Origin of the sequence: Singulisphaera chitinilytica (assembly GCF_049331405.1) — a bacterium.
Lineage (GTDB): Bacteria > Planctomycetota > Planctomycetia > Isosphaerales > Isosphaeraceae > PoT.
In genome coordinates, this window is sequence record NZ_CP186274.1 from 4,606,842 (window position 1) to 4,619,529 (window position 12,688).

6 protein-coding genes are annotated in these 12,688 nt (G+C 63.7%); 5 read left to right on the forward strand and 1 reads right to left on the reverse strand.

The window, feature by feature from the left end; all coding sequences use genetic code 11:
• The 5 genes from ACOYYX_RS18295 to ACOYYX_RS18315 all read left to right on the forward strand — a co-directional run bounded on the left by ACOYYX_RS18295 (position 1) and on the right by ACOYYX_RS18315 (position 11,465).
• Positions 1–1,065, forward strand: a complete 1,065-nt coding sequence (locus ACOYYX_RS18295) for a TlpA family protein disulfide reductase (protein ID WP_422931353.1) — start codon at positions 1–3, stop codon at positions 1,063–1,065.
• A gap of 263 nt (positions 1,066–1,328) precedes the next feature.
• Positions 1,329–7,172 (forward strand): PVC-type heme-binding CxxCH protein, encoded by a 5,844-nt coding sequence (locus ACOYYX_RS18300; RefSeq protein ID WP_422931354.1) that lies wholly within the window; start codon positions 1,329–1,331, stop codon positions 7,170–7,172.
• An 86-nt stretch (positions 7,173–7,258) separates the two neighbouring features.
• Positions 7,259–8,284: a type II CAAX prenyl endopeptidase Rce1 family protein gene (locus tag ACOYYX_RS18305; RefSeq protein ID WP_422931355.1), complete on the forward strand. Its 1,026-nt coding sequence runs from the start codon at positions 7,259–7,261 to the stop codon at positions 8,282–8,284.
• Positions 8,285–8,519: 235 nt separating this feature from the next.
• On the forward strand, positions 8,520–10,217 hold the full coding sequence (locus tag ACOYYX_RS18310; protein WP_422931356.1) for a hypothetical protein: 1,698 nt from the start codon (positions 8,520–8,522) through the stop codon (positions 10,215–10,217).
• Between the two features lie 324 nt (positions 10,218–10,541).
• Positions 10,542–11,465 carry a hypothetical protein gene (locus ACOYYX_RS18315; protein ID WP_422931357.1) on the forward strand — a complete coding sequence of 308 codons (924 nt, stop codon included), beginning with the start codon at positions 10,542–10,544 and terminating at the stop codon, positions 11,463–11,465.
• Positions 11,466–11,486: 21 nt separating this feature from the next.
• Here ACOYYX_RS18315 and ACOYYX_RS18320 read toward each other — a convergent pair whose 3' ends face one another.
• A complete protein-coding gene (locus ACOYYX_RS18320) occupies positions 11,487–12,656 on the reverse strand; it encodes an MFS transporter (protein ID WP_422931358.1) in 1,170 nt (389 codons plus the stop codon).
• Between the last annotated feature and the right edge of the window lie 32 nt (positions 12,657–12,688).

Here is a 12,688-nt window from a genome sequence, read left to right on the forward strand (position 1 = left end):
TTGCTGCGATCGTTTCTCTGGGTTGGGCTGACTTTCGGGGTGACGATCCCCGCGCTGGCCGATGGCCGATCGGCGGAGAAGATCCTCGCCGACATCGAAGCCGTGAAGCCTCCCGACCGCCCCCAGACCGAGGACCGCGAGGCGGTCGTCAAGTACTACGAGAAGCTCCGCCAGGCCGACGCGAAGAAGGCCGACCTGATCCTCGAACTTTACAAGTCGCATCCCGAACATGCTCAGGTCATCACCCTCCTGCCCACCCGCTGGATGACCCTGTTCCGGACCCAGAAAGACGGCAAGGACCTCGTCAAGGAGATCGACGAGGCCACCGCCAAGGTTAAGAACGAGAGCCTCACGCTCGAAGGGGCCTTCATGAAGGCGGTCTCAGCGCTCTACACCGGCCCGGAAGAGCCGGACGATGCCGCCGTCGCCACCGTCGACGACTTCATCAAGCTCGCCCCCGGCGACCGCCGCGGCGCCCAGTTCCTCGCCATGCTCGCGGAGAAGTCGAAGGACGAGGCCAAGAAGTCGGCCTTCGAGGATCGCGTCCTCAAGGAGTATCCCAAGTCCCCCTACACGTCGATTATCCAGGGGGGCCGACTCCAGCGCAAGAGCATCGGCAAGCCGTTCGAGCTCGCCTTCTCCGACGCCATGACCGGCACCGAGATCTCGATCGCAGGCCTGAAAGGCAAAGTGGTCGTCATCGACTTCTGGGCGACCTGGTGCGGCCCCTGCATCGCCGAGATGCCGAAGATGAAGGACCTCTACGCCAAGTTCAAGGACCAGGGGGTCCAGTTCATCGGCGTGAGCCTCGACGAGCCCAAGGATGACGGCGGCCTCGACAAGCTCAAGGCGTTCGTCACCGAGAACAAGATCCCCTGGCCGCAGTACTACCAGGGCAACGGCTGGGACAGCGAGTTCTCGAAGTCGTGGGGCATCAACTCCATCCCTAGCCTTTTCGTCGTCGACACCGAGGGCAAGCTCGCGTCCGTCGACGCGCGCGGCAAGCTCGAAGAGCTGATCCCGGAACTCCTCAAGAAGGCCAAGCCCGCTGGCGCCAGCGAGTGACCCTCTTCCTGCATCTCATCTAACTCAAGCTCACGAAGGCCCGGCGATGCCCCACAAGGACATCGCCGGGCCTTCTTCATTTCTATGAAATACGCAGTTACCGCGAGCATCCGGACGACTTCACGCGTAGATTCGAGTCGACGCACCCTCCCACGTTCCACGCCCGATTGAGCGAGAGCCGCATCATCCTGGGGCTCTCTCGCGTGATCGAAGTTGTCAGCCGGCCGTATCCTCGTACCTCGCTGCTCATGGTGATCCCACTTATGAAGCGACTCATCCCCGCCCTGTCCTGGGTTTTCCTCGCGGCTAACCTGACCTCCCTCGGGTCGATCGTAAGCGGGAGCGAGCAAATCGCCCTGCTGCAACTCGAACGATCCCGGGCGAAGTACACGACCAATGAGGCCTGGACCAAGCGTCGAGCCGAACTCCGACGCGCCTTCCTCGAAGGTGCGGGGATGTGGCCTCTGCCTGCCAGGGCGCCCGTCACTGCGACGATCCGGGATCGTCGCGAATACCCGGGGTACTCCGTCGAGAACGTCGCGATCGAGACGCTTCCTGGCTTTTATTGCACGGGCAACCTCTACCGGCCTTTGAAGCAGGACAAGACGGGTCCGGCGATCCTGCATCCGCACGGCCATTTCCAACCGCTGGGACGCTTGCGCGACGAGCAGCAGACCGCCTGCATCGAGTTCGCCCGCCGTGGCGCGACGGTCTTCTCCTACGCCATGGTCGGTTGGCAGGATTGCCAGCAGACGACCCACGACGACCCGCTCGTGCTGGCCTTGCAGACGTGGAACAGCATCCGCTCGCTCGACTTCATCGAGGGGCTCACGGGGGTGGATCCGAAGCGAATCGGCATCACGGGGGCCTCGGGCGGCGGGACCCAGTCCTTCTTCCTGGCACTGGTCGACGACCGCATCAAGGCATCCGCACCCGTCGTCATCGTCTATCCGTGGACCGAGGACGATGGCTGTCGTTGCGAAGGCGGTCTGCCGATCATGTCGAAAGCCGGGACCAACGCCATCGAGCTGGCGGCGGCAACCTCTCCGCGACCCCAGTTGCTGATCTCGGTCGGTGGGACCGACGGCACCCGGACCTTCCCCACCCTGGGATTCCCCTTCATCCAGGCGATATACAAGGTCGCCGGTGCCCCCTCCGCGGCTCGCAACCTCCACCTCCCCGACGAGGCCCACGACTTCGGCCCCAGCAAGTTGCGAGCGGTGACGAGTTTCTTCGTTGAGACCCTCGGCCTCAATCCCGCGCCCGATCCCGAATCGAAGCCGGTCCTCGAAATGCCGAAGGCCCTCGAGGTGTTTAATGCCGAGCGTCCGCTGCCCCCCGGGGCGATTCGGGGATCGGATGCGATGGCGAAAGCCTTTGCCAGCGTCTTCAAAGCCCCGCAGGCCAAGGTCCAAAACCCTATAGATGGTCCCCTCGTCGAATACGCGTTCCAGGAGTACAGCCCAGCCGACGACGCGATCCTCTTCACCCCCTCGGGCCACGCCAAAGTCGGCATGCCTGCGGAGGCGAACGGAGCGGATGCGGCTCATCTCAGGCTCGTCGTCACCGATAAGGCCACCGGCAAGCCGACGCCTTGCCGCATCAACGTCGTCGGCCCGGACGGCAATTACTACGAACCCGCGGAAGGCCAGCTCAAGAAATATAGCCTCTCGGGCCAATGGCCCGGGAAGGGATGGGGCAATCGCGTAGACAAGGCTCCTATCCGCTATTTTGGACGTTTTTTCTACACGAATGGCCGCACGCAAGCCAACGTACCACCAGGCATCTTACGCATTGAGGTCAGTAAGGGCCTCGAGTACAAGCCAGAGGTTCACACGCTCAAGATCGGGGCCGGCGAGACTCGCGAGGTTGCATTGAGCCTCGATCATGCGGTCTTGATGCCCGGACTCGGCTACCTCTCGGGCGATCCGCATGTGCATATCCCTCGCGAAAAGCCGGAGGACGACGGCACGATCCTCGACCTCATGGAGGCTGAAGACATCCACCACGCGACCATGCTGGCCTACAACGAGCCGCCCGGCCCCTATACGGGGGTGCTGGGCCTTCTGGCTTCGCCCCAGATGAGAGGCATGGGGAAGCCTTCAACCTCGTCCCGAGGCGATTACAGCATCCTCTCCGGTCAGGAATACCGGAGCAGCACCTATGGCCACATGAACCTGTTCCTACTCGATCAGATCGTCATGGCGGGCGAATCCAGGAATGCTAACAACTGGCCGCTCTACGGCGACATGGTGCGAAAGGCGAGGGAGACCGGCGGGATCGCCTTCTACGCTCACGGGGGTTATGCCCAGTCGATCTACGCGGACGTCGCCCAGGGGAATATCGACGCCGTCGAGTTGCTCCAGTTCGGCGTCTATCGCGGGATCGGCCTCACCGACTGGTATCGGATGCTCAACAGCGGCTTCCGCATCCCGGCCGTCGGTGCCTGCGACTATCCCGCCTGCCGCAAACTGGCCGACTGTGTAACTTATGCCGAGATGTCTCCGAAAGGCGACACCGCCGCCTGGCTCAAATCCACGGCCGAGGGGCGCAGCTTCGTCACGACGGGTCCCATGCTCCTCCTCGAGGTCGACGGCCAGAAGCCCGGGGCCAGGATCGCCAGGCAAGGGCCGCGGCCCCATGTCGTTCGGGCGAAGATCCGGGTCCGATCCGAAGTGACGCCGGTGACGAATGTCGAATTGATCGTCAATGGGCGGATGGTCGGCGAGAAACTCGCCGCGAGGCGCGACGGCCTCGGCCTCTGGATCGAGTTCGAGCAGGAAATCAGCCTCGACCGATCGGCCTGGGTGGCGGCGAGGGCGTATTCGTACTCGCCGCTGGGCACGCCCGACGCCGAGTCGCACACCAATCCGATCTACGTCGACCTCGACGGCAAGACTCCCTATGAGCGGGCCTCGCTCGACGTGCTGATCCAGCGTCTCGATGGCCAGATCGCCGCCCACAAGGCTCGCGAGTTTCCCGAGAAGGCACGCGTGCTCGCATATTTCGACAAGTCGCGTGATATCTTGTTGAAGATCCGCGAGGCCGGAGGAGCTTCGGCCGAGGGTCATCCCTCGGACCTGGCCGTGGGAACCACCGAGATCGAGGATCCCGGTCGACGCACGCATACCGAGGAAGAGCTCCGAGCATTCCTCCGACCGATCCCGCCCAAGGCCCCCGAGGAAGCCGTCCGCTCCTTCGAAACCAAAGACGGCTTCACGATGGAGCTCGTCGCGGCGGAACCCCTCGTCTACAGCCCAACGGCCGCGGCGTTCGACGAAAACGGTAACCTCTACGTCGCCGAGATGGTCGACTATCCGTACAAGCCCAAGCTGGGCCAGGAGCCCCTGGGCTCGATCCGCCTGCTCATCGACGAGGACGGCGACGGGCGATTCGATAAGGGCCACGTCTTCGCAGACAAGCTGCTCTGGGCCGCCGGCATCGCCCCCTGGAAAGGCGGAGTCTTCGTCGCGTCTCCCCCCGACATCTGGTATCTCAAGGACACCGACGGCGACCACAAGGCCGACATCCGCGAGAAAGTGTACACGGGCTTCGGCACCAAGAATCAGCAAGCGATGCTGAATAACTTCGCCTGGGGCCTGGATCACAAGGTCTACGGCTCGACCGCGGGCAATGGTGGGCTCGTCCGCCAGCCGGGCAAGCCCGAAACACCGCCGATCGATGTTGATGGTCGCGACTTCCGCTTCGATCCATCGAGCCGACGCTTCGAGGCGACCACGGGGACCGTCCAGTTCGGCAACACGTTCGACGACTGGGGCAACCGGTTCCTCTGCAGCGAGTCGCAACCGCTCCTGCAGGCGGTGCTCCCCCTGCACTATCTCGCGAGAAACCCTTATCTTGCGGTCGCCAACCCGATCCAGAACCTGACGGAATACCCCGTCCCGATCTTCCGGATCAGCCCCGTCGAGCGCTGGCGGCAGATCCGATCGAGTCGCCGGATCGCGCACAACAACCGCCCGGCAACCGCCGCGGGGGCGAGCCACCACGTCGTAGACGCCGCCGCGGGCGTGACCGTCTACCGCGGAGGGGCCTACCCTCCCGAATATCAGGGGAACATCTTCGTCGGCGACGCGCAGAACAACCTCGTGCATCGGCGAACGCTCGAGCCCTCCGGCGTCACGTTCACCTCGAAGCGGGCGGACCCGGAGACCGAGTTCGTGCGATCGCCGGACAACTGGTTCCGCCCCGTCAACTTCGTCAACGCCCCCGACGGCACGCTCTACGTCCTCGACATGAGCCGCGAGTATCTGGAATCGATCCACATCCCCAACGACGTCGTGAAATACCTCGACCTCTCGAGCGGCCGCGACCACGGCCGGATCTACCGAATCGCACCCCCTGGATTCCGATACCCAGGGCCGCCGCGACCGGGAAAAGCCTCGGCGGCCGAGCTTGTCGACGCGCTCGAGAGCCCGCATGGGTGGTTTCGCGACACGGCTCACCGACTCCTCTACGAGCGGCAAGATCCGGCGGCTGTCGCCCCGCTGCGAGACCTGCTCGAACGGAGCGATCGGCCTCAGAGCCGGATCCTTGCACTCTGGTCACTCCAGGGGCTTGGGGCATTGCAGGAGGCGGACTTGATCCGTGGCCTGTCGGATCGAGAGCCGCATGTCGTGACCCACGCGCTGCGACTCTCGGAGTCGAAGCTTGGGACGTCGCCGCAGGTCTTAGATCGAGTCCTCGCGCTGGTCAGTCGCGAAGAGCCGATTATCCGCTGCCAACTCGCGTTCACGCTAGGAGAATCGAAGGATCCCCGGGCAGTCCTGGCCCTTGCAAATATCGCCCGGACCTCGTCGAGCGATCCCTGGATCCGCCAGGCGATCCTCAGCTCCGCAACGGAATCATCGGCCGACCTATTCGATGCTTTGACTCACGACACAGGATTCGCCGAGACCTCGTCGGGGGCGGACGTGCTCTCGAACCTCATTTCCGTGGTCGGAGCGAGAAGAAATCCGGCTGAGATGGAGAATCTCCTGGAGACCTTGGCCAGGGCGCCGGGCAAGACCACATCAGGCTCGAAATCCTTCCAGATGATACTGGCCCTGGGTGAATCTTTGAGGCGCTCGGGGGGTTGGCTCGACCTCGCTGTGGAAAAGCCCGAACCGGCACGACGCTGGCTCGACGCGTTGATCCACGACGCCAAACAGACCTGCCTCAACCAGAAAATCAAACTCGACGACCGTCTCGCATCGGCTCGACTCGTGGCCTGCCTTTCGTTTGCCAAGGCTCGTGAAACTCTCGGTGCCCTGCTCGACGTCCGCCAGCCTGAGCCGCTCCAGGTTGCCTCGCTCCAGGCCCTGGCTGGTCATGCGGAGCCGGAGGTTGCGTCGATGATCCTCGGGCACTGGAAGGAGTATCTCCCCGAGGTCCGCGGCCAGGCGATCGACGCACTCTCCAACCACGAAGGCCATACTCTGGCCTTTCTCGACGCGGTGGCGAAGGGTGACATCTCCACGTCCCAGGTTGATCCGGTTCGACGTTCACGGTTGCTCGCCCATCGCAGTGAAACGATCCGCAAGCTGGCCGCGAAGTCATTCGCCCAGGATCAACAGGGCGGGAGGCAAGAGATCGTCGCGGCCTTCCGTTCCGTGCTGAAACTCGAAGCAGACCAATCCCGAGGCCGAGCCATCTTCTCGCGTGAGTGCGCCTCCTGTCACAGGATCGGAGGCATCGGGCACGTCGTCGGCCCGGATCTGACTTCGTCGGCCGCGAAAGACGGCGAGACGCTCCTGACCCACATCCTGGATCCGAACCGCGACGTCCTTCCGAACTACCTCCAGTATCAGGTGGCCGACACCGATGGCCGCATCTTCTCGGGCCTGATCGCCGCGCAGTCAGGCACGAGCGTCACCCTCAGGAAGGAGGCCGGGCTGACAGAGACCCTGCTGCGATCGCGGATCGAACAGATCGCGAGTTCCGGCGTCTCGCTGATGCCCGAGGGGTTCGAGCTGAAGATCGGCCGGCAGGAGATGGCCGACCTCATCGCCTTCCTCCAGTCCTCGCGCACCTCACCGGAGGAAGGAGATGCTCCGCTCGACATCGGCACCGAGCCCGGTATCGTCGAGCCGGATGGCGCGGGGCGTTGACGACCGGATCCCTCGCCCTCGGAGGCAATCTCGGCCATGATGATGGTTGAAGCCGTGACGACTCGAATCATCACTCGGAAACCTCGATGGATACCTTGACTTCGGAAATCGCGAGCGAGGACCTTTCCCAACCCCCGAAAACGCCGTTCGCGTTCGCCGACGTCCCCTGGCGATGGAGCGACATCCTGCTCGGCTTCGCCCCATTGGTCCTGTTACGAGCGATCTCGTTCTTCCTCAGGTCCGAGTGGATTGGGGGGATCCCCAAATGGCTCTGGATCCCCATGACGGCCGCCAACATGATCTGGCTGCTGGCATTCCCGCTTATCATTGCACATCGACGCCTGGGGATGACCCCTCGATTCTCGCAGCGTCCCGGGTTCCTGGCGGTGGGGCTCGAAGCCCTGATCGCGATGTGCTCGATCCCGGTGATGTGGATGATGCTCTTCGCCTGCCTGATGGTCGTGATCCTGGTGAGCGGCAAGGCGCCCAGCCCCGAACTGCCGCTCGCACCGATCGCGGGGTCGCCCAACCCCTGGGACAGGATCGCGCTCGTGGTGCTGGCGATCTGCACCGCACCGATCGCGGAGGAATGCTTCTTCCGCGGGATGCTCTTCAACAAGTTCCGACGGCACATGAGCCCGTTCTTCGCCGTCCCTTTGCAAGGGATCATCTTCGGCCTCGTGCATCCGTTCGGCCCGCTCCAGATCGCTCTCATCTCGGTCATCGGCATGGCCCTCGGCATCGCCTATCTCTGGAGGAAGACGATCATCACCTCCATGTTCATGCACGCGTTCCAGAACAGCCTGGCCATGGCATTGATGCTGCTTTTCCTGAACCTGGTATCGCACAGCCCGATGATCGGCGTGGGAGGTGAGGCCGTTGAGCAAGGCCACCTCATCCAGCAACTCGCGACTGACGGGCCGGCGGCCAGGGCTGGGCTCAAGGTCGGCGACATCATCACGACGCTCGATAGCAGGCCCGTCAGCGATACCGGCAGCATCATGCAATTCCTGCTCCTTCATAAGGCGGGAGACAGCATCACCGTGGACTACATCAGGGCGGGCGAGAAAGCGCAAGTCGAAGTGATCCTCGAGAAACGACAGCAGGAATAGGAGGGGGCGAACGTCGTGAAGTCGTCGGCCGCGGCCCGCCGATGTTAAAGATCTCGGACTTGAGCGAAACCTCAAGCTCGGGCTTCGGACTTGTGAGCGCTTGCCTTCGCGAGAATCGAGGCTACCATCGGACGGGATTGCCGGCTCGTCTCTCCCGTCGGACTGACGCGAGGTCGACCGGCGAGACGGCCGCTGAAGGAGCGGAACCGCAATCCCCTTCCCCCAGGAGAACTGTATGCAATTTCGTCGATGGAAATCCGGGCTGGGCACGCTGGCGGCGGCCCTCGGCCTCGTCGCGGGCATTGGCCAGGGCCAGGCCAGGGCCCAAGTGATGACCGTGACGGTCGGGTCGACCGGAGACGTGCTGACCCAACTGCGAGGCGTAGCCGCCGGATTCGAAGGCGCAGCGCCCGTGCTCCAGGCCATCGACGGACTCGAGAACGGGGGCCTGCTCAAAGGGCTCGACCGCACCAAGCCGATCATCGCCACGCTCGACCTGATTCCCCAGGGTGGCATCCCCACGGGCATCCCGGTCGTCGCGCTCTTCCTCCCGACGACGAACCAGGACGACTTGCTCAACGGCCTCAAGACCCTCGGCCTCAACATCGACGACAAGCCGGGAGTGGAAGGCTTCTCACACAAGCTCACCGTCGGCGAGCAGAATAGCCCGCCGATCTTCCTTCTGGCCTCGCCGCCGGAAGGCTACACCATCGCCACGAACCTCCCGGCGAACGCCGAGAAGCTCCGCGCGATGAAGCTCGAAGCCCTCAAGCCCTCGCGGGCGAGCACCGTGCGCGTCAGCCTCAGGCTCGATCGCATGCCCGAGCAGGTCAAGAAGCTCTGGCAGGCCAACACCAAGCAACTCAACGACGCCTCGCGCCAACGCAAGGATGGCGAGTCCGACGAAGCTCACGCGGCCAGGGTCAAGGGGATCGACCTGACCGAACAGGCCTTTGACGCCCTACTCCGCGATGGTCGCGAGTTCTCCATCGATCTGAACATCGACTCCAAGGCGGGGAAGGTCTCGTCGATGATCGGGCTCACCGCCAAGCCTGACACCGAGATGGGCAACGCCATGACGACCCTGGCGGGCCGTCGGAGCCGGTTCTCCGGCCTCTTCGAGAAGTCGGCGACGAGCCTCATCGCCAACTTCCCGATCGGCAAGTCGATGCAGGAGCCGATCCAGGAAGTGATCAAGTCCGCTCGGGAGAAGGCCAAGAAGGAGCAGGACCCCGAGCAGCAGAAGCTCGCGGAACAGCTCGTCGACTCGATCGCGAAGACCCTGACATCCTCCGAGCTCGACGCCTTCTTCACGATGGACGCCCCCGCCCAGGCGGACGGCGCCAAGGACAAGGCGGGGACGGTCGTCCTCTTCGGCATCGGCATGGCCGACGCGAAGAAGGTCGAATCCACCATCCGAGAAGGCGTCGCCAAGTTCGGCAAGCCCGATGAGAAGGAAAAGGCCTCGTTCGACTTCGCCAAGGGGGACGATGGTACGGCGATCCACCGGTTCACCGTCGAGCCGGGCCAGATGAAGCCCGAGGAATTCGGCGATCCCTACGTCTTCGCCGCCTTTCCCGAGGGCGCCGCGCTCGTCGCCGTCGGCGGGAACGGCCTGCCCGTAATTAAGCAGGCGCTGGCGGGTCTCAAATCCCCGTCCGACCCCGCGAACACGGCGGTCCCGCCGCTCGCCTTCGACATCCTCGCCACCAAGTTCGCCCAGCTAAACCTACCCGAGAAGGACAAGTACCAGGCGGCTGCCCTCGAAACCTTCACGGGCAACCAGCAGGGCAAGGATCACATCCGCCTGCGGCTCGTCCCGATGGAGCTGGGCGCCGAGCTCACCCTCGACATCGACCTGCCGGTCCTCCAGTTCCTAGGTAAGGTCGGTGCCCAGGTCAAGGCGAAGGGCGAATTGAAGCCCAACCCCTGATGATTCGGCGGAGTTGATCCCGCCGATCGACGGTTGAATTCGATTCGGAGTGCCCAGGCTCGAAATCCTGTCGAGCCTGGGCACTTGCCATTTCGAAGCCGGCGTTGCTGGATTTGACAATCAACTACAAATGTCATAGAAATAGGGAAATGCGTCTCGACAGGGGACAATCAAGGCGGTCCTGCATGCACGCGGCCTGAGAGTACCAAAATCAGAGGCGATGCCCCGGCCATGCGAATCTACCTCGCCACTGCCACGAAGATCGGCGTTCTCGCTCTTATTCTGTCCCCGACATGGGTGGCGGGAACCTCAAAGGGCGAGGACATGCCGAATCTCCAAGATGCGTTGGCTAGGATCGAGGCCCATGAGAAGGAATTGGGGTCGCTCGAATGGACCATCGCTTTCAAAGAGGGCACGGCCGCGGACCCTTCCAAGCCCGAGAAGGCGACGCTGAGCCCGTCTCAACATCAGGGTCACGTCACCCTGGATCTGGTCACGGGCCGTTATCGCGTCGACCTGGAGTCGGTCATTCGATGGATCCAGGGTCCCTCGGATTTCCTCGCATTGCGTCAATCCTGGTCGTACGATGGGCTGGAGCTCCGCGACCTCATATCGATGAAGCCCGGCAAGATCCTGCCCGACGCGACCGAGGATCGGGGCCGAGGGCGAATCGTCCGTCAGGGGAATCAGAAGAGTGAGTTCCCCCACTTCACCGGCGCCGCCGGGATCGACTCCATGCCGCCGAACTTCCAGGGGAAGAGGCTCTCGCAATTCCTCCGTGAGGGTATGAAGCCCGAACGGCCCCTCTCGATGGAGAAACACGGCGACCTCTGGAGGTTCACCGCCTTCGACCCGCTCATGGATAGCAACGTGCTAATTGACTACGACCCGAAGGCCGGGATGGTGCTCGAAGCGACCTGGCAGAACGGCACCCCGGAACGCCCCTGGCGTCGTTACACCGTCACGACCCAGGAAATCTCCCCGGGACGCTCTATGCCTCATATCATCCGCTCAGTGAATACCCTGGACGGGAATTTCACCCAGCTCACGTACTCCAGCGTGAAGCTCAACGCCCCATACGCTCCGGGCCGCTTCCTGCTGCAGTTCCCGTTCGGTTCGAACGTCACCGACTTCCTCCGGAAATCGGCCTACACGACGGGCGAGACCTCTCCGGACTCGCCCGAATCCATCCAACGATTCATGAACGAGAATGGACTGACGGACGCTCCAGCGGAACCTGACAAGTGATTGCCCCTCAGAACCAAGGTTTCAGCGATCGGAAACCTCCTGGGCGGGAAGGAATCGCCCGCTGAAAGCCACGCCAACCAGGAGGATGGCAACCACCGCGAAGGCAAACGGCAGGCTGACGGCTTGGGCGAGGAACCCGATCATGGCGGGACCGGCGAGGATCCCCGCGTACCCGACGATCGTGATGGCGGGCACGGCAAGATGTTCGGGCATCGTCGTCTGGCGTCCCACGGACGAGAACAGCACCGGGACCACGTTCGAGCATCCCACCCCCACCAGGGCAAAGCCGATGATCGCGGCCTGCCAGGTCGGCACAACCATCGCCAGGGCAAATCCCGCCGCAGCGATCGAACCGCCGAAGCCGACGGTCCTGACCGGGCCGATGCGAGCGACGATGGCATCTCCGGTCAATCGGCCCGCCGCCATCGTGAGCGAGAACGCGGCGTAACCGAATCCGGCCAGGGCAAATTTCCGATTCTTGGTCAGAAACTCGGCGCTCCAATCCAGGATCGAGCCCTCGGCCAGGAACACGATGAAGCAAAGGATCCCGAGGAACAGGACGACGCCATGCGGGATGGCGAACCACGACGATTCTCCAGCACGCTGCGACCCGTAAGGCAAGAGTCCTGCTGCACCCAGCCCCATGAGCACGGCGATGATGGCCACGACGCCAAGCACCGCGAGCAATGGCAACACACCCGCCCACAGCAAGAACGTGACTGCGGCCGATCCGAGAAGCCCGCCCACGCTGAAGAGCCCGTGGAAGCCGGACATCATCGTCCTGCCGCTCGCCCGCTCGACGTTGATGGCCTGGATGTTCATGGCGCAATCCATCGCGCCAATCCCTCCGCCGAACACGGTGAGGGCGACGACAAGGGCGGGTACCATCGTGGAGCCCGCCAGGATCGGCAACGCGAGGCCGACCAACGCAGTGGCCGTCAGGATGACGAATCGGCAACCAAGGCGGGAGGCGGCCGCTCCGGCCAGGGGCATGGCGATCATCGAGCCCATCCCCAGGCAGAGCAGCAACATGCCGAGTTGCCCATCATCGAGCCCCGCCGCCCGCTTCACGTAGGGGACGATCGGGGCCCAGGCGGCGTAGGCGAAGCCGGCGACGAAGAATGTGAGACGCGTCGCGATTTGCTCCCGGACGCCCGGAAGCGCCAGGGATTCGGTCAAGTTCGTGGCCATTGGGGGAGAGGTCCGCTCCAGGGGAGGACCAC

What these genes read in the sequence shown, in the direction of transcription:
- ACOYYX_RS18320 (WP_422931358.1), bottom strand. Translation starts at nt 12,656, where the DNA reads ATGGCCACGAACTTGACCGAATCCCTGGCGCTTCCGGGCGTCCGGGAG.
- ACOYYX_RS18300 (WP_422931354.1), top strand. Translation starts at nt 1,329, where the DNA reads ATGAAGCGACTCATCCCCGCCCTGTCCTGGGTTTTCCTCGCGGCTAAC.
- ACOYYX_RS18310 (WP_422931356.1), top strand. Translation starts at nt 8,520, where the DNA reads ATGCAATTTCGTCGATGGAAATCCGGGCTGGGCACGCTGGCGGCGGCC.
- ACOYYX_RS18315 (WP_422931357.1), top strand. Translation starts at nt 10,542, where the DNA reads ATGCCGAATCTCCAAGATGCGTTGGCTAGGATCGAGGCCCATGAGAAG.
- ACOYYX_RS18305 (WP_422931355.1), top strand. Translation starts at nt 7,259, where the DNA reads ATGGATACCTTGACTTCGGAAATCGCGAGCGAGGACCTTTCCCAACCC.